Origin of the sequence: Pseudoalteromonas sp. PA2MD11, assembly GCF_017808125.1 — a bacterium.
Taxonomy (GTDB): Bacteria; Pseudomonadota; Gammaproteobacteria; order Enterobacterales; family Alteromonadaceae; genus Pseudoalteromonas; species Pseudoalteromonas simplex.
This window is the reverse complement of record NZ_JADKNF010000003.1, coordinates 286,789-305,935: the sequence shown is the minus strand read 5'-3', so window position 1 is coordinate 305,935 and position 19,147 is coordinate 286,789. Positions and strand designations below refer to the sequence as shown.

Here is a 19,147-nt window from a genome sequence, read left to right as displayed (position 1 = left end):
CTATTTAATGCTTTAGCTAAGATTAAACTAACCAATGTGCCATTAAGACAATCACCGGTAATGTCACTAAAGTTCTTAAAATAAAGATGAAGAACAATTCGATAATATTAACCGGAATTTTACTACCTAAAAGCAGTGCTCCCACTTCCGACATATAAATCAATTGCGTCACACTCATTGCTGCGATAATAAACCGTGTTACATCACTTTCAATACTACCCGCTGCAAGAATTGACGGAATAAACATATCAGCAAATCCAACCATAATTGTTTGTGCCGCGGCCTCAGCTTCAGGTACTTGTAATAGCTCTAAAAATGGCACAAACGGCTTGCCCATATATTCAAAAATTGGCGTATATTCAGCAATAATCAAGGCAAATGTGCCCACAGCCATAACGACAGGTAACACAGCGAATACCATATCAAAGGCGTTATGTAGACCTTCTTTCACTGTACCAGCAAAACCCGGTGCAGTGCGTGCTTTAGCAAGCGCCACATCAAGTGAATGAGAGACTAATGTTTTACCTTCAGGCACTGATTCTGCGTCTTTATCTGGCTCTGAGCCATCAAAATATAGGTCTTTTTTGAAGCGTAATGGTGGTAAGCGAGGCACAATTAATGCCGCAACAAAACCCGCCAAACACACTGTTAAATAAAACGGTGCAAACAAGTGTTCAAGCTTTACTTGGCCAATAACAACTAAACAAAAGGTGATTGATACTGCAGAGAAAGTAGTACCAATAATGGCCGCTTCGCGTTGTGTATAGTGTTTATCTTCATACTGACGAGCGGTCATCAAAATACCCACACTACCATCACCTAACCAAGATGCTACACAGTTAACCGCACTGCGACCTGGCACACCAAAAAGTGGACGCATCACTTTAGTTAATAAGGTACCGACTAGCTCTAACAAGCCGAAGTTTAATAATAACGGTAATAGTAAGCCCGCTAAAACAAACACAGAAAACAACACTGGCAACAAGTCGTTTAAAACCAGTGCACCGGTATTACCGGAAATAATCATTTCTGGCCCTTGTTTTGTGTAGGTCAAAACGATAAAAACCATGCCTAATAAACGAACACTCAACCACAACCAACTAACATCAAATAAATGTTTAATTATAAAGAACTTAAGTAATGGCTGGGGTTTAAACAACTTTATCACTAAAGATAAAATACCGGTAATGCAAACAATGCTCGTAATTAAACCAAGCGCGAAAGGAGCTATCCACGCCTGCACAGCTTTTGCCATAACAGCAATCGGAATGGTCATTGCCTCACCTATGGGTACCGGCGTCATAAACAAGAAGACACCTATAAGTGAGGGAACGAAAAAGGTAAACAAGGTTCGCAAGTCACTGCGATGGGCTGTGTTTAAGTTAGACATATTTTCAACCTGTAAAAACCACAAAAAGAGCGGCTAAGCTCTTTTTGTGGTGGTTTTAACTATTATAATTATTAAATATTAATACCGCGCTGACGCAGTGCATTCTCTAATGCTTGCTGGAGATCATTCATTGTTCCTGGCTCAAGAATTGTGCCTGCAGAATCCATCCACGTTAAGCTTGTGCCACCTTCTTTAGTGCGACTAACAAGAATTTGATATTGGCCATCTTCAATTGGCAGCTCAGCTAACTCTTCACCCCAAATTGAGTCCCATACGCTTGATTCTGGCTTTTTATAATCAGCCGTGATCAAGCCACGATCTTGGTCAATTTCTACAATAGTGAAAGATAAGCGCTCTAAGAAACCTGAAAAACGCTCAAACACAGCAAAATAGTCCTGCTCAGTCACTAAAGCTGCATTCCCTTTGTCATCAAACCCCATCTCTAACGAGATAACACCTTGCTTTTTGCGCATTTCAACTTCAAGTTGACGATAGCGATAATCAAATTCAGCGACAACTTGGTTTAACGCACGCACTTCTAACTGTTGCTGTAAAAGCGGTGTAAGAGGTTGACTATCGCTTTTATAATCTACTAACTTAGCATTTAATGACGCAGTACGTTGGTGCGATTTTTCTTCAATAGTAAATAAGAAACGTTGTTGTGATACTTCGGTTTCGCTTTCCCAAAACCAACCATCTTCTGGCTTTATAATTGTGTACCAATCTGTTTCAACACTTCCTAAAAGCTTATCTTCTTTTATTGCAGAAGTATTTTTTTCGTTCAACACGGCGTGGATCGAGTCCCAAATAAACTCGTCTAAATCAACAATACCGTCGTTTTTATCAAAATAAACACGCGCATCTTTGTCACCCTCTTCGACCCAACTACCTTGAGCAATGGTAATAACCTGTGCTGGCGGACGGTAGTTTTTCGCTTCAGGGTTATTGTCGTATTGCGCAACGTCCATTTTATATGTCGGATCTTGAGCCGGTTGCGCTAAACCTTCAGGTGCTTTGACTGGTTGATTAGCACGATAATTGCGTTTGTGGTGCGCTTCGTCGGTAAATACACCGCACCCAGTTAAACTTACCATTACGCTTACAGCAAGCGCCTTTGAGATCCAATACTGCACAGATATTTCTCCTTAGCAAACCCTTAATTCTTTTAACAAATATATGAGTGGGTAATACCGATTTGGTTCACTGTAAAATCACTTTTAACTTTACATTTCTTGTTTTTATGCAAAAAACCCGAATAGATTGGGCTAGCGTAACGTGTTTGAATGCTTATCGCCTTGCAAAATTTTAACTATGGTACTTTCTGATGCCCCTAAAAACAAGAAAGAGCGCACTTTATTCACGGCTTAATTAATCGTCGCTATCGTTAACTAAGCAAATTATGTTAAACTTCGCCGCCGTGCGGTATTAAACTCACGTGAAATTAAAGCTTAATCAAGCTTATATCCATTGGTATTGTTAATTACTAGGTATTTAAAATTCCATGACTGCTTTTACAAATCATCAGATAGTACTCACTGCGATTGGCGAAGATAGACCCGGTATCGTCAGCGAATTAACTCAGTTAGTGAGTGATTGCCATTGCAATATAATTGACAGTCGCATTGCTATTTTGGGCAACGAGTTCACCTTTATCATGCTACTAGCAGGTGATATGTCGGCAATTAGCCGCATTGAACATACTTTGCCAACTAAAGGAATGGAACTAGGCCTTTTAACCATGATGAAACGCACTGCAAGTCATGTTGCATGTGAATTTTGTGCCGGTTACACCCTCGAATACACAGGTATTGATACACCAGGAACATTAAGTAAAGTTACACGCTTTTTTGCTGATAACAACATCAGCATTTGTTCTCTTAAATCGGACACTTATGATGAAGATGACGAGCTTAAAATGCGCTGTGAACTTGAGTTTAATATTCCTGTTGAAGTCGATATTGATAACTTTAAAGTGAGCTTTGAAGATCTTTCTCGTAGTTTGAACGTAGATTATATTTTCAGACGCATTCGCTAAGGAGCAAAGCATGAAAACAATTAATCCATTACAAGCAGGCGACACAGCCCCAGCTTTTAGTTTACAAAATCAAAATGACGAAACTATCGTACTCGCTGATCTTTTAAAAGAGCAGCAAGTACTGGTTTATTTCTACCCTAAAGCATCAACACCAGGTTGCACTGTGCAAGCAGAAAACTTACGTGATGAAAAAGCTGAGCTAGCTAAATTAAATACACGTGTTGTGGGTATCAGCCCTGATCCAATCAAGCGTTTAAAGAATTTTGAAACCAAAAAAGAGCTTAACTTTGATTTATTAGCCGACGAAGATCACGCGATTGCTGATGCCTTTGGTATTTGGGGTTACAAGAAGTTTATGGGTAAAGAATACGAAGGAATTCATTTATACCCCCATTAAATAGTTGCACACTTCACTATAAAAATTAAATCATCACCTATCCAATCATCTCATTTACTACTACATTTATAACTTGCACAGTTCTATTGGAAGTAGAATGTTATGGTCGAGTTTTTTTACTCACATTCATCTTATAAGGAAGAGTTAGATCTTTCTGAATCATTATTGAATGAGGAGGAAAAAGTTTGGATGTCAAAAAAGGTTGTGAGTACCGGAGTCTTGGTATTTGATAATGATTTTAGAGTCCTCCCTTTAATTTCAGAGTTTCTATCCACAAGTTTAAGAAATAACAAAATAAGCCAACATACAGCTAAGACCTATTCAAAAAACCTTATCTATTTCCTAACTTACCTTAAGCAACGGCCTGAGTTCAAAAACACTACTCTTGATGAGGCGTTTCTTACTGTAACAAAGTTTGTTATTGAGGAATATTTAGCCGATTTAAGAAATAACTCTAACCTATCAACAGCAACAGTTAGAAATAGAGACTCTACATTACAAGCGTTTATTCATAAGTTTCTATACCAGAACCAAGAGCTTCGTGACGCATACATAGACAAGAGCCCTTATGAAAATGGCTTAATTAGTGGTCCAGTCAAACAAAAGCTTGTTGTGTCATGCTCAATTGACGAACTTACAATCTTAATAGAGCAAAGCCCACATGAAAGAGAAAGGTTGATTCTGCAATTTATCTTTGATTCTGGGATTAGGAGATCTGAGTTACAAAATATTACTAAGCAAGACATAATGAATGCGAGTGAATTCAATAGCCAGAAGCTAATTTCCCGAAGAAATGATCTCCCAACTACTTCACCTTATGCACCTCTATCTGTCGAGGGTGTAAAAGGCCGGCATAACAACTCTAAACAACGAATGACCCTTGTGAGTCGACCTGTCTTAGGTCGTATAATTAAATACCACGCCTCACCACTATATAAAAAATACGCTAGAAAGTACTCTTCACCAGAGCAAACACCAGCTTTTTTTAATGGAGATGGAAAACCAATAACACCTAAGTGTTTATCTAAGTTATTAGAGCGACTGTCTAATCGCGCGATAAAAAAAGGAGCCATATCTTATCCTATTTCTCCCCATAAACTCAGGCATGGATATGCGTATGACCTACTTCAATCACCAGATATAGGTCAAACCTATGTTGACAGACTTGCCGTAGTTCAAAAATCTTTAGGGCATGCTTACTTAAGTAGCACAGAGGTCTATACTAAAATTCCAATAGAGTTATATAAAAAAATTACTGATAGCGATGGTCATTTGATTACAAAAGCAGAACGAATGGAACGTTTAGCTAACAAAACACATTTAAAGATAAATTTGAAGGATAAGAGATGAAAAAGGTGAAGCGCTTTTTCACGGAATGGGAAGAGCTACTATCAACGCCATTAAATAGTTTTAATGACTTGGCAAAACCCAACAAATCAAATCCGCATCGCCAGCTTATGCACCTATTCACATCAGTTTATAAAGTCAAAACAAGTACATCATATAAAAGCGACATTAAGTCGGCTTTCAATTATGTGTCTGCACTGATGGAAGAACAGTTTCATCGAGAACCTATTTATCTAAACAAAATACTAAATGAATTTTCATTAAATGAATTTCATTCTTACTTAAAACGTTGCATGCAGAGTGAAAAAATACATAATCGTCATGCAAATGTTTTACAAAGTGCTTATAAAACCGTTCTGAATAAAGCAATTGAAATTAAAGTTCCTAACTTTGATAGATTCTATTTACCAAGCCCGTTTTGTTATCAAACTAGGGTAACCGAGCGATACAAACCTTATAGTCTAAGTGACAGAAAACAAATTGAAGAAGCTATCGAAATTGAAATAGCTCGTGTAACGAGTCTCCTTAGCCCCTATGAAAAAACAGGTAAAGGAAGAGCTATACTCGATGAAAACTGTGCGCTTAAAAGAGGCATTAAAAACCTAACATTAGATGATGCGCGTTGGATTTTTGAAAATAAAATGGACTGCGAACCAATTCTTCACAGCTCGAATTTCCAAAGCACACGTGCAGGAAGAATTTTCTACAAGATTGTTAAGAAAAATAATGCTAACTATCGAGACGTTTATGAGTCCTGGGGAGTGTTAAGTAAGGTTACTATTAATCACCTAATACCGTTCCTACTTAAATTATTAAAAATCACAGGAATGAATGTAGAATCAATTTATAACCTAGAAATTAATGACCTAGTAGAGTCACACCCAGCAACAGGGAAACCTTGCTTAAGATATTGGAAAAACCGTTCAGATGGGCAGAAATTATATCACTTAGATATATTTAAAGCTGACCTTCAATGGTTAACTCAAAGCCAAGGCCAGCAAGTCCGAGCTATTTTTAATTGTATTTTGCAGTTAACTTCAAGGTTAAGGTCGGTAGCGCCTTTAAAGCATAAAAATCAACTATGGCTGTATGAAACACATGTAGGCCTAATTAAAAGCTTACCTAACACCTATATGGTCTCAATGGCTATAAAAACCTTTTCAAAAAAGTGTGGGCTTTTAAGGAAAGATAAGAAAAGCTCAATCATAGAGACAACAAGATTTAGGCCTACTTTTGTTAGCGACTTAGTAGCGCAAGGTGTATCAATTAGAGAGATTCAACTACTAATGGGGCATAAAAATCTATACACAACAATGCGCTATTTAGATATACATGACTTCGGACAAGCCTCAAGAGAAAGAATTAAAGAAAAATTGACAGAAATTCACATCAACTCACTTTCATCTAAAGGAAGAAATACAAAAACCGACACATCACTATCCAAAAAGAACATAGCGCCTATATCAACCCCCTTTGCAACATGTAAAAATATATTTAATCCTCCAGAGTCAGTTAAGAGCCTGCCCTCATACACAAAAGGGAAGCCTTGTAGCACATACAATATGTGCCTCAGCTGCCCGAATGTAATTATTACTAAAACGGATTTACCTAAACTCTTTGCTATGAAGCGAGATTATCTAACCAAAATCCAAAATAGTAGGGTTTTAGACACACCTTTCGGAAATGTAATAACTGACAACCTTGCATTACTCAACTCAATTTTAGATAGTCAGGACTCTGAATTTAGCAATCAGGAGCTAGAAGAGGCAGAAGGGTTTTCGCTATATATTGAAACAACTGAGCTTATTTAAGGGCACTTAATGGAAAGCCAACTAGAACAACTTAGTATTTTAAGAGCTGTTGCTCAGTTAAAAAAGTACAAATATAATTTTGAAAAGAGTAAATTCGATGAAGTTCTGAACGAAGGTAACACAGCGTACTTCACAAAATTACTTAGCCTACCAGTTTCACATTACTCTCATTTTTCAGATAATGAGTGGGACTTTAATTTTGAAAACCCTAATGCCTCAGCAAATATTATAGGCAGCAAACTTAAAATTAACTTCAGTAAATATAAGAACATTCCAGCTGTTGTAGTTATTGAGATTAAATGTTTACTTATGAGTGTTATGTTGACACCAGAAGTTTTTATCAATAATCGTAGAAAAGCTAAGAAAAGGTCAATTAGAAAGCTTGCAACTAGCACAATAATGGCTCACTTTAAGGCCGGCCTGCGATTTTTAGATGCCGTTTTTAACAAGTTAAAAGCTAAATTAGGGAATGAACATGTAGAAAAAAGTTATTCTTCAATAACACAAGTTCAAGCTGATGAATATCGACAGACAGCAAGGCTGTATTGTATTAATTATAATGATGATTTAAAGCAGTTTTTTTCTTACCTGCAGAACCCTTTCACATCAGAAAATATTCTTGCTGAAAAAGTTCCAGCTTTTGACACTGAACTATTTATTTGGAAAAAACGATATACAAAAAAGGTATCTAACCAAGTAATGCCTAATTGGGCATTCGATAAACTAATCAGAAGTGCGTCTGTAATTATACATGATTTTCTTCATACTATGGGACATGATGTATCAGACTCTTATGTAAGTCGATATGCGCAGCCAAACCAATTTAACTACTGTCATAATGCGGGAGTCACAATATATACTTTCCGCATATATAGGGCTTTTCGCCTTTTAAATGCCGGTTACTCTGAAAGTTATGTTGACTCAAACTATGGTATACCGAAAAGTTTAAAGAACTCCAAAGGAAAATACAATTCAAAGGATATGACTAATTTTCTTTCAAAGAGTCTAAAAACTAACTTATCGCTCTCGGCAGTTAATAACCATTTAGGACTAATAGCTGGAGCAGCAAGGTATATCATCGGTCAATATACAGGAATGCGACCATCCGAGTTAGCAGTAATAAAAATAAAAACTTGCATAACTGAAGAAAACGGGGTAAAGCTTCTTAATTCAAAAGTATTCAAGGGAAAGAATAGCTTATCCAAAGGTCTTTTTGATGACAAATGGGTTGTTATCCCCATCATTAACGATGCTATTGATTCGTTAAAAATATTGAGTTCAATTACACAAAGGGATTTACTATTCAGTTCTACACACACAAAAAAACCTCAAGAAAAGGAAAAGCCACAGACTTCTGTAACAATATGCTCTCATATAAAAGCGTTTATAAATTTTGCATTGCCTAAAGTTGACCTCGGCTTTAGTAACTATATGATGAGACATACGCTTGCATATCAACTTTACAGACTAGAAGCAGGCTTACCTCTAATTTCATTCCAACTAAAACATTTGGTCAATACCGTAGATAAGTTTCTATCAAGAGGATCTACAAGTGATGTCACAATGGGCTATGGTGGGATTGCAGACAGTTTAGTTGAAAGCCAAACTGCACAAAGACTTAGAAAACAGTCTGAAATTGAAGTAATTAAAGCGACTGCTGACCCAGATGGAAATTACCTCGGAGGCAAAGCAACCGAGCATAAAGAGAGGTTACGAAATGCTTTTAAAGGCTATATGGCAAGCGGGTATTCAAAGGATGAGATATTTGAAGCTATGGCTGAGCAAGGGCTCGGTGTAATCAATGTAGGGTTAGGTTATTGTTATGGCTCAGAAAATACAAATGAGAGCCTCCCCTGTATAGGATCACTCAGGTGTAATCCAAACAGGTGCTCAAATGCAATTGTAAGTGAAGCTAATGCACCATACTGGCGAGAGGTCTATTCAACGAATTTAGCCAACCTCAATAACCCCATTTATGCAGATAACGCAGATCAAATAAAAGAAGTTATTAGCGAAGCAAAAGAAGTTTTAAAGCTCCTTGGCCATGAGGTAAAGGATGAGTAATTATTTTGATGAAAAGAATAAACGTATTTTCGATGAAAATACTGAAAAGCTAGTATCAGCAATAGATAAAATAAAAAACACCCCCTCTCGACCAGCAACTATTGCCGAACTATCTAGATTAACTAATTTACATCGTAATGCTATTAGTAACAGAGGCTGGCCCTCTTTAAAATTGAAAGAAATCAAGAAACAAAGGCTTATACAAATTAAAGCAAACCCTGAGGCTGACCTTAATCATGATCCTTTAAAAGTTCTTGAAAAAAAGTTAGATAACGCTAAAAGTGAACTACTATATTGGTTCAATAAAAATCTTGATAATGAGAAGCAAATTAAGCAGCTAGAAATAAACTTAGAGCGAATGTCATTAGCGCGCAATGACTATGAAACTATGCTTAAAAATGAGAGGATGAAAAGTATGGAGCTAACTAAACAATTAGAGCAACTAAAAAATTTAATTTCATAAATCTCCAATAATCTAGCGATAACTTATCGTTTCCCATACTTTTATAATGATTACATTTTTACGGATCGAAATTGCAATATGGCCATCAAGTCAATAAGAATAAAAAACATACTTTCTTTCAGAGACTTTAAACTTCAAAACCTAGCAGACATAAACTGTTTAATTGGGAAAAACAACTCCGGGAAATCCAACTTATTAAAAGCTATAGATTTTTATTATAAGTCTCTCAATGATGAACCAGTAAACAACTTAAACTTACTATCCAGCTACTCGAATCATGGAGAGATAGAAATAACATTTGATACAAATAGACTAGAAGATGTCATTAGGACAAAAAAAGAAAATAGTTCTTACCAAAAACATATGTATAAGACAATGTTCAAGAGTGAATTAAGCGAGTGGGAATATTTGTATAAAAAAAGTGACAATAAAAAACAATATACTCTGACACTTAAAATTCATAAAAATAACTCCATATCATGGTCTAACCAAGATAAAAATATTAGAGAAATTATTCATCGAATTTATCCATTCTTTTCAATTGATACACGTAGAATAGACCTATATGACTGGAAGTATCTATGGAACATAATTACTAAGCTAAAGTTTCTTAACACATCAAACCTACCTAGAGAAGAGCTCATAAGTTTTATTGATAGTAAGATATCGTCAAAGAGTAATTCGTATAAAGAGTATGTAGAAAAAATTAATGATATTACTGATACAAGCCAGTACGATTATCAAGAGATGTTACTCAATTACATCAAAGTAGGCTTAAAGGGCCACACTTTTCTTATTGATGGATTTGATCTCACAAAACAGTCTGATGGAACTAATTCTTACAACTTCATTGAGATATTTCTTCATCTAGTTATCTCATTAACTAGGCGTGAGTTCATAACCCCAACAGTCTTTATTGATGAACCAGAAATAGGTTTACATCCAAAAAAAGCTGAACAACTAATTGATAGCCTACACATAATATACTCAAATTTTAAAAGCACTAGTGAAAAATGGGAAAAAGGTAAATATAAAACCCCCAACCCTAAATTCATATTTAGTACACATAACCCTTCAATACTAAAAACGACTGTTAAGCTTTTTAATAAAAAGGATGAACATAAAGTTTACCATTTGACATGCAAAAAAAACAAACACCATGCTGTAACTTCATGTTCTACAATGAACTCATACTTTGACGATGACAGATTTGTAAATGTTTTTGACGATAATGAGGCTAAACTTTTCTTTAGTAATTTTATACTATTTGTAGAAGGTGAGACTGAACTAGAGCTTTTTGGAAACCTATCTTTAAAAAGAATTTTCCCAGCATTAAATAAGATCGATGTATACAAAACAAATGAAGTGATGCTGAAAGCAATAAACCCAACAAAGTCAAATGTAGCAATACCATTCTTAATTTTATATGATGCTGACAAGATGATTAATGTAGACCTTAAAAATGGCGCCATTAATTTTTTATCAAAAGAAGTGGATATGTTTAAAATAAGAAATAGTCTTAAATACAGCTTCTGGGGCTCAAAAAATGCTTACTTACATAAAAGGTTGGGAAGCATATTAAAACTTAACGGAGTTAAGAATCACTTAACCGATAACAAATTAGCATTTAAGAAAAGGAATATTTCAGATCTTATTGAGAAAATAAATACAATTCTTCTCGAAAAAGAATGCATTCTTTTAGCACCTAACACAATCGAAGGGTTTCTGATAAGCTCTCGAAGCCAAAGAATTTTTATTAAGTGGATAAAAATAGAGTTTTTAAAAAACTCAGCCCCTGGATCCAAAGGTGATGTAAATGTAATAATCGAGAAGTATAAAAACACAATTTTAGATAAAACTAATTTAGAAAGATGCTTCCTATCAATATTTACTGGTTGGAATAGCAGCAAAGAAATATCTCAAGATAATATGATATTTGCTCATAAGATCAGAGCTATGATGCTAAATCATATCGTCAGTAAGTTTAAAGAAAGCCAAATAACAAAGTCTGAACGCTTAATTATTTTTAGAATGTTATTAAAAGGTAAATCTGACACACTATGTAGTATTGAAAACAATAATTACAACTATATTAGTAAAGAGACTAAAGAATTAATCAAATTTTTAGATAAAAATGTGATTAAGTTTATTCCTTCATGTAATTCGAAGACTGGTGGTTGGGTATCTAGCTTCCTTAACTTTTCGATTGAGGAGTTAAGAGGAACTACTACAAGCCCAGCAGAGCTTGAAAAAGCTTTCGCTTTTACATTCCCTCAAATATCCCGTATAATTGAAAATGTTTCTTCTTCGATAGATTAGGGGATTCTACATTTAGAATAAAGCCTAGTGCTTTCTAGCTCCTTTATTTACTTGCTTGGCGCCTTGTATCTCCTGTTGCCGCTTTTAAAGCACGTAAACGTGAAAAGATGTTCTTTGTGTCATGGAAGAAATAGAAATGAAAAAGATTACTTTATCTAAAACTGTATTTGATATATTAGATGATTATTCATTTTTCGATAAAGCTAAGGGGCTCACGCCCCTTAGCTTCGAAAATGTACATGAATTTAAAATTGGTAATAAATTTACATACACCCCAGAAAGAAATTTAAAAGCGCTCCACCAAAAATTATCTCGTTTTATTCTTAATAACTATCTATCACATATACCACTTAACCAATCTTCTATCGCATACCAAACTAAAAAGTCATATTTTGATTTTATTGAGCCGCATAGGAATAACTACTTTTTTATACGCATTGATCTAAAGAACTTTTTTCATTCAATTTCACCAGCTATTATAAAATCTAATTTCCTAAATCACTTTTCTGATGACCCGATATCAGAGTCTTGCCCTCAGTCTCACGCAGAACTAATGTATAATTTGATCACATTGAAACTTGATCACAATAGCAAAAATAAAACTTTCATGAACGAAGAAATACTACCTATGGGTTTTCCATTATCGCCGGTAGTATCAAATATCATATTCAGAAAAATAGATATTCTTATAGAAAAATTCTGTGATATTCATCACATCAAATATACTCGATATGCTGATGATATGCTCTTCTCTTCTAAAGGCTCTTTGATACCAAAGCCAATATTTGAGCCCATAGTCATGGGTCGAAAAGCAGTAACAAAAAGCTATAAACCTCACTTTATTCACTCCGAAAGATTTTTAGAGGAAATATCCATACTTTTAAATTTAGATGGGTTCAAATTAAACAGAAAAAAGACAACGAAAGCTGTGAACACTTTATCTCTAAATGGCTATACAATTACTGGTAGTAACTTTCCTGATAAAAACGGAACAATTAGAATATCAAATAAAAAAACTAAGTTAATATCTAAGCTGATACATGAGCTAAATTCTGAGGAACCCAAAACAGATGTAGAAATTTTCAAGCTTTGTTTTAGGCACGAATTCCCAAAAGCCAAATATAAGAAAAATGCAGGGAAATTTATAGAATCATTTTGTATTAACCAGATTAACAACAAGCTAATTGGTTACGTATCATATCTAAAGTCTATCATTTATTACCACGATGACCATAACTGTCTAAGTAATGAGTCTATTGATAAATACAGTAAAATTATAAATGAACTCAATACAATTATTTCTAAAAGAGTTAAGTAGCATAGCTTAAAATGGTAGGATAATGTCCTTACAAACAATAGTAGGAACTGCAAAAATGTTACATGAAGGTCAAAAAGCCCCTGATTTTACGTTACAAGATCAATACGATGAATCTGTATCACTTGCCTCTTTTAAAGGCAAAAAGGTATTAGTGTATTTTTACCCAAGAGCATCAACTCCAGGCTGTACAGTTCAAGCATGTGCATTGAGAGACTCTAAAGCAGAGCTTGACGAATTAAACGTCGTTGTTTTGGGTATTAGCCCCGACACACCAAAAAAACTAACTAATTTCACAAATAAACAAGACCTTAATTTCACTTTGCTTGCCGATGAAGATCATGCTGTTTGCGAAGCTTATGGTGTTTGGCAACTGAAGAAGTTCATGGGCCGTGAAAATATGGGCGTAGTTCGTACTTCATTTTTAGTAAATGAGAATGGTGATATAGAGCATGTTTTCAATAAATTCAAAACTAAAGACCATCATGAGGTAGTTTTAGAATATCTTAAAAGCTAATTAATTATTGAAACCTAACCCTTTGATGTTAGGTTTCAATCTTACTTAAGTTAATTTAAATCATTAATTGCAGATCAATCAAGTTCAGGAATAATTTCAAATGGCTTGCAATTGTGATCTGCTTTTAAGCCTACTTTCAATACACCAAAAGACATTTTAGGCAGGGACTTATACCTTGTTACTAAATCAAGTTCATCAATTTCCGTAATACTTAAAGGTAGTGGTGCTTGTCCGTTAAAGTGAAAGTGGTCATATAAATCAGACAGCTCATCTTTATTTGTAAAAATTTTCCTAATATTTGACTTGTTTTTTTCAGATAGCTTCTGACTAGAACCAAAATACGCATTTTCGCTAATTTCTCTCCCATACAAAACATTAAGAGTGATATTATTATTAAGAATAGCGCGTAACTTTAGTTGAATTCGCTCTATTCCTTCCTTTGTGTATAATACTGTATAAATATCTAATGTATCTAGACTCTTAAGAAAATCAAATAATGCATTGCGCTCACTTTCTGTATATTTAAAGTGGTTTAAAGATGAAGAAAAACTCACCTCTTTTGTTAAGTAATGCAAAAATGCATTGCTAACTTGAGAACCTGATAATATTAAATCTGCAATAAGCGTTGCACGTTTATGATTATAGTTTAATTTAAATGGATTAAACTTTTTTACCTTCCTCCCAAGTTGGGGGTTTTTATATAGAATCCTTTGAGTCCCATTAAAATCTTCCATAGACTTCATTAAAAAAATGTTGTCTTTTTGGCAATCTAATGAATCTACTTTCTTAATAAAATTATCTACCTCCTCCAACTTCATGTATTCATGTGCTTGTATAAGATTAATTAATGGCTCTCGAAACTTTTCAGGTATATGAAGAAGCCACTTAGCTAAAACATTTTCAGCATCTGCTTCAAGGAAATCTCTATGGTGGCTAATAACTTTTACAGCCTTTGAAAAGCCATCTATATACTTAATCGAATTTACAATGCTATCAGAACTTATTTCAGGATAGCTTTGAGTTCTTTTCTGTATATCAATAATTTCTTCATATCGTTTCTTAACACTAAAAAACATAGTGCTTATATGAGAATTCATTGTAATCAAGTATACAACACCAGGGGATGGCGAATTGCTATATATATGGTCAGAAGTATTTATTAAGCTAAGATTCGCAATTGTAAAAGGAGTAATCTCCATACTTTTTAAGTTAATTATTTTAACGTCTTCGAAGGAATATGATTCTGAATTAATTTTAACCTGCCTTGCCGTAAGCTGAGCACTTACTTCTGACAGCTCAAAACTTTCCACTCCACTAGTAATAATTTTAAGGTCACTATTATCAATTACTTCTTCGATTAAAGCTAAATAAGCTTCTATATTTTTGTCTAAATAAAACGGTGATTCTGGATGTGAGACCTTCCGACTCATAGATAGGGAATCAATGATAGTTTCGAGTAGAGCTTTTGGGTTTTGATCACTAATAACCATTCCTTTTCGAACTCCGAAAATATGCATTTTATCAACATCTTCGACGCCGAGGCTAAAGAACTTCTGGTATTGATTCATGAAGGCTTCAACCTGTCTAACTTTGCTTAAATCAAGATAGTTCAAGAATAATGCTGAAGCCATTGCCATGTCTTGATAATAACAACTACTTTCTTCTTCAGAAAGGATCAAGTTTGAATTAAACTTAGTTATCAGTTTAACTTTATCAATGTCCTTATCTAGCTTATTAAAGTAACGCTCTAGCAATACAGAAAAGTCACCATCAAAGTCAGAAAAATAGATAAAAAAGCAAGTAATTAAATTTTCTTTATTATTATCAAATGTGATAATTTCATTACCGCCTCTTTCAACTATCAATTTAGAGTGATAAGTTAACTCATTAGAAAAAACATTAAATTTTTCTTTACATAAAACTCTCTCTGGTAAAAAAATCATAGGTATATTATTGCCATTATTATAATCAGCTAATAACTTTATTAAATATGAAATTTTGCCCTTCATAGTAGCGTCTTTTAAATGCTCTCTAAGCTCAATCAAGTCAACCTTGTTGTATGTACATTTAAGTTCAGAAAAACCATTTTCACTATCATTAACAGGAGAAGTATTAAGAAAATCGTTGCTTTCTTTTCTAATTAGAACTACATTATCTTTTTTTAGCGCAGTAACTCCATTTTCAATAATATTTCTTTCAAACCATTTCTTATTATCGGGGAAAAACTTTACATCTTCAGGTTCTATTAACCATTTATAAAATTCTGATTTTTCTTTAAGTAAATTAAGCTTTTCTTCAATTTCTTTATTATTTGATTTCCAGCATTGATCATTAAGAGCTAAATAAACAAGAAAAGAATTATGATAATTCTCGAACACTTTCAAATTATCACTTTCACCTCGAAATATACAGCCATCAACAATCGAAGACACAATCCAGTTTGCACGCTGCATATCTAAACTAACAAGACTCAACTTATCTAGCCAATTAGGTCTAATAAAGTTTACAGGTACATTTTCATTTTTATTAAACAAGGAAACACAATATTTCCAAGAGCCAGAAATAACATCTTCCGATACATCTATATTTGATGAAGAGAATATACAAAGAAGAAAATAGAACTTACTAGTCGTCTCTAAATCAACTATCCCTCCAAATACTTTATCATGTTCAAAGTTACTATTAGCCATTTCAAGGCTCATCTTGGCAAAAAACATAGAAGTAATTTTTTCCAAACCATCTTTTGTAACCTTATCACTAAAGCTAAAGTAATATATTACTTTAACAAAATCAGTAAAAGACTTAATTCCATTAATATATGTATTCAAGTATGGGAGAAGTTCATTACTTATTTCTGCAACATTATGATCCGAAGATACGGCTACTTTTATAAAACACATTGGTGATATATCGTTAAATGGTATTTCACAACCATATTTGACTATCAAACTAGCAACGTGCTCTTCAACTAAATCAGTAAAAGTTAGCTGAGGTTGAACTTTTATTGCGACCTCAAGAAGTTGCTCTTTTTTATCTTTATTTAACTCTAATGCAGTTATTAAGCTTGAAGTTAAAACTTCAGACTGCAAGGCATCGTATTTAGGAACTTCATAAATAACTTCCCAACCTTGATTAAACTCGAATATAAAATTAAATAAATTTTTATAAAGGCTTCCTCTTCCAACTCCTTTGGTTAATGCCGGCAGAATTTTCTCGGTTTTAAGATCATCTAATTCCCTAACACCATCCAGGTGGGAAAATATAAAAGATAGGTCATCTTGGCATGAGTCTGCCTCCATTAGTGTAACAAACTCATTTATTGCTGAATTTTTCTTTTTATCACTGGAAGTATCGTACGACTTTGAAACTTGATCAATAGTATATTTTGATTGAGATCTATACTCATTAAAATCTTGATAGAATGAAGATATTTTAGATACGATTGTTTTCTCTTCGTTTATATTAAGACTTAGTATTTCTAACTTACTTTTTAGTATTGCTAGGAATTTTTCAGCTTCTGACTTTGACTTTGCAATAAAAAATATATCGTCAACATACCTCTGGTATAAATACACATCCCCTTTTGAGTAAAAGTCAATAAAGTCTCTATCAATAGAGTTTAAATATAACTCTGCAAAATAACGAGCATATGCAGGACCTTGAGGAAGTCCAACATTTTTTCCTACAATATCTTCAGTTAGGTTAAACATAAAATCGATACATTTTTTATACTTTGCTCGACAAGAGTCACTCATTGTTAAAATTTTAGACTTTATATCCCCCTCGCTACCACCAAGTAGAACCCTTTTTAAGGTGTCATGTGGTATTTTATCATAAAATTTTTCAATATCAGTTTTAACTATGTAGTAATCATAGAAGCATTCATCTTCTATAGCTTCTGTAATATTTTTAATAAATTTAAGCCAAAGGTATAACCATTGTTTAAATATATAACCACCTGAATATCCTTGACTTATTTGATAGCCATGTGAAAAGTCATTATTTTTAATATCTAAGAAATATGCAATTTGCTTCAATATAGTTGAGGTGCACACTCTGGTTGATGCAGAAAGAGTAACAAGCTCTCTTTCCTTGTTATCTTCATTCCTTAAGTGCTTATAGAAACTCCAATTTCTATGGCCTTTCAAAAACGCTTCTAACTCTTTTGAAAACTCCATTGAGCTTTTTAATGATAATTCATCAATAACGACCTTACATTGAACTTCATCATTCAAATATAGATATTGAAGCTCAGCGGCACGGGTTACTTCTACATCTCTAATAGAATAGTCAAAATTTGCCGACTCATATTCATGTACATTAGGTATACACTTTTTAATTAATATATCTAGAGATAATGAAGAGCCAAACTTTGCCTTTACTATATTTTCAATCTGTTCTTGACTTGGAAAGTTAAAGCCTTTAAATGATGCAATTGCTTTACTCGTTAGTTCTCGATTGTAGTTATCAAAGCTACTAAATATTTTATGAAGGATATCTTCTGCAAATGTTTTTGACTTCTTTGAGCTTATATTTCCAAAAATACCAACTAATAAAACTCGTTCTAGATTATTTAAACTTTCCTTCCTATTTATTTTTAATGCTAACTCTTGTAAAGGCTTTGATTCTTCCCAAAGAGTTAAAACATCCTCTAAATCAAAACCTTTATTATGGATCGATATAGACTTTACTCTATTATATTGAATTGACTCTGATTCACAAAACTCAAAAAAAACTTCTAACTGCCGACCTAGTTCAGCTTGGCTTGTTGAGTTATGCTGTTCTAAAACCTCTATATTAGACTGTATAAGATCATCATTTAGCTCATTGTAATTTTTTGTGTTTTTTACTTCTTTAATGTCTGATAAAAGGTAGGAATAATTTCCAGATACTTTATGTTTAGAAAGAGGTATCTTTACGCCTTTTCCAAGCCCGCCTGAGGGGGAAGCTGATTGTGGGAACAGATCTAAACCAACTAGGTTTGAGTCAAAATCGACTGAAGCATGACTCAATATTGCTTGTTGAATTTTATACCCTGCCTGATAGCTGATCGGCTTTTCGAAAGTTACCCAAATATGAAATCCCCTTCTCCCTGAGTACTCTATCAAAAATGGAATTTCTAATTTTTTTATGCTCCCTACAAATAAAGAAACAACTCTTTCTAATTCTGCTTCACCTTTTTTAGTATTATTACTTTCAATGCACTTTTTCAGAATATCAAAATCAAAGCAGATCCAGTTTATTTTAGAATCTATATTTTTTTGATATATGGCAATTGAGTCTTTATTTTTAAGTACATTCTCAATAAATTTAGGGTTCACAAAACCAGCTTTTTTTAGATATGAGCCATCACTTTGTTGCGCAACATAGTGGTGTTGGTCTGTCGCCAAAAATTTACAGATCAAATTTCCATATTTTTTAAATAACATTAGAATTCCTGATAGCAAGGATACTTAGACTAAAACATCATTGTATTAAGTTTAAATTTT

General features: G+C 33.8%; 11 protein-coding genes and 1 pseudogene. 9 read left to right on the top strand and 3 right to left on the bottom strand.

The features are described from left to right. Window positions 1-22: 22 nt before the first annotated feature. Together ISP07_RS06105 and bamC are read right to left on the bottom strand one after the other, a co-directional pair. On the bottom strand, window positions 23-1,390 hold the full coding sequence (locus ISP07_RS06105) for a YjiH family protein (protein WP_138600010.1): 1,368 nt from the start codon (window positions 1,388-1,390) through the stop codon (window positions 23-25). 71 nt (window positions 1,391-1,461) lie between these two features. Continuing rightward, complete coding sequence (gene bamC / locus ISP07_RS06100) at window positions 1,462-2,523, bottom strand: outer membrane protein assembly factor BamC (protein ID WP_187490480.1); 1,062 nt, start codon at window positions 2,521-2,523, stop codon at window positions 1,462-1,464. Between the two features lie 368 nt (window positions 2,524-2,891). Here bamC and ISP07_RS06095 point away from each other — a divergent pair, with 368 nt between their 5' ends. The 9 genes and pseudogenes from ISP07_RS06095 (at window position 2,892) to bcp (ISP07_RS06055) (ending at window position 13,658) form a co-directional block, all read left to right on the top strand. Further along, window positions 2,892-3,425 (top strand): glycine cleavage system protein R, encoded by a 534-nt coding sequence (locus tag ISP07_RS06095; protein ID WP_054553746.1) that lies wholly within the window; start codon window positions 2,892-2,894, stop codon window positions 3,423-3,425. 10 nt (window positions 3,426-3,435) lie between these two features. Then, window positions 3,436-3,807 (top strand): annotated as a pseudogene (gene bcp, locus ISP07_RS06090) (thioredoxin-dependent thiol peroxidase); the annotation flags it as partial. 117 nt (window positions 3,808-3,924) lie between these two features. Next, complete coding sequence (locus tag ISP07_RS06085) at window positions 3,925-5,172, top strand: tyrosine-type recombinase/integrase (protein ID WP_209327107.1); 1,248 nt, start codon at window positions 3,925-3,927, stop codon at window positions 5,170-5,172. Further along, the gene (locus tag ISP07_RS06080) at window positions 5,169-6,980 is read left to right on the top strand and encodes a site-specific integrase (RefSeq protein WP_209327106.1); all 1,812 of its coding nucleotides are present in this window, start codon (window positions 5,169-5,171) and stop codon (window positions 6,978-6,980) included. The genes ISP07_RS06085 and ISP07_RS06080 overlap by 4 nt, the downstream gene beginning before the upstream one ends. Window positions 6,981-6,989: 9 nt before the next feature. Continuing rightward, window positions 6,990-9,044 carry a site-specific integrase gene (locus tag ISP07_RS06075; protein WP_209327105.1) on the top strand — a complete coding sequence of 685 codons (2,055 nt, stop codon included), beginning with the start codon at window positions 6,990-6,992 and terminating at the stop codon, window positions 9,042-9,044. Continuing rightward, on the top strand, window positions 9,037-9,507 hold the full coding sequence (locus ISP07_RS06070) for a hypothetical protein (RefSeq protein ID WP_209327104.1): 471 nt from the start codon (window positions 9,037-9,039) through the stop codon (window positions 9,505-9,507). Before ISP07_RS06075 ends, ISP07_RS06070 begins: the two co-directional genes overlap by 8 nt. Window positions 9,508-9,585: 78 nt before the next feature. Next, window positions 9,586-11,826 (top strand): retron Eco8 family effector endonuclease, encoded by a 2,241-nt coding sequence (locus ISP07_RS06065; protein ID WP_209327103.1) that lies wholly within the window; start codon window positions 9,586-9,588, stop codon window positions 11,824-11,826. 121 nt (window positions 11,827-11,947) lie between these two features. Further along, window positions 11,948-13,144: a reverse transcriptase family protein gene (locus ISP07_RS06060; RefSeq protein ID WP_228290531.1), complete on the top strand. Its 1,197-nt coding sequence runs from the start codon at window positions 11,948-11,950 to the stop codon at window positions 13,142-13,144. Window positions 13,145-13,199: 55 nt separating this feature from the next. Next, window positions 13,200-13,658, top strand: coding sequence for a thioredoxin-dependent thiol peroxidase (bcp, locus tag ISP07_RS06055; RefSeq protein WP_209327102.1), 459 nt, complete (start codon window positions 13,200-13,202; stop codon window positions 13,656-13,658). 74 nt (window positions 13,659-13,732) lie between these two features. Here bcp (ISP07_RS06055) and ISP07_RS06050 read toward each other — a convergent pair whose 3' ends face one another. Beyond that, window positions 13,733-19,087, bottom strand: coding sequence for an RNA-directed DNA polymerase (locus ISP07_RS06050; RefSeq protein WP_209327101.1), 5,355 nt, complete (start codon window positions 19,085-19,087; stop codon window positions 13,733-13,735). Window positions 19,088-19,147 lie beyond the last annotated feature (60 nt).

What these genes read in the sequence shown, in the direction of transcription:
- ISP07_RS06105 (WP_138600010.1), bottom strand. Translation starts at nt 1,390, where the DNA reads ATGTCTAACTTAAACACAGCCCATCGCAGTGACTTGCGAACCTTGTTT.
- ISP07_RS06095 (WP_054553746.1), top strand. Translation starts at nt 2,892, where the DNA reads ATGACTGCTTTTACAAATCATCAGATAGTACTCACTGCGATTGGCGAA.
- ISP07_RS06085 (WP_209327107.1), top strand. Translation starts at nt 3,925, where the DNA reads ATGGTCGAGTTTTTTTACTCACATTCATCTTATAAGGAAGAGTTAGAT.
- ISP07_RS06080 (WP_209327106.1), top strand. Translation starts at nt 5,169, where the DNA reads ATGAAAAAGGTGAAGCGCTTTTTCACGGAATGGGAAGAGCTACTATCA.
- ISP07_RS06075 (WP_209327105.1), top strand. Translation starts at nt 6,990, where the DNA reads ATGGAAAGCCAACTAGAACAACTTAGTATTTTAAGAGCTGTTGCTCAG.
- ISP07_RS06070 (WP_209327104.1), top strand. Translation starts at nt 9,037, where the DNA reads ATGAGTAATTATTTTGATGAAAAGAATAAACGTATTTTCGATGAAAAT.
- ISP07_RS06065 (WP_209327103.1), top strand. Translation starts at nt 9,586, where the DNA reads ATGGCCATCAAGTCAATAAGAATAAAAAACATACTTTCTTTCAGAGAC.
- ISP07_RS06060 (WP_228290531.1), top strand. Translation starts at nt 11,948, where the DNA reads ATGGAAGAAATAGAAATGAAAAAGATTACTTTATCTAAAACTGTATTT.
- bcp (WP_209327102.1), top strand. Translation starts at nt 13,200, where the DNA reads ATGTTACATGAAGGTCAAAAAGCCCCTGATTTTACGTTACAAGATCAA.
- ISP07_RS06050 (WP_209327101.1), bottom strand. Translation starts at nt 19,087, where the DNA reads ATGTTATTTAAAAAATATGGAAATTTGATCTGTAAATTTTTGGCGACA.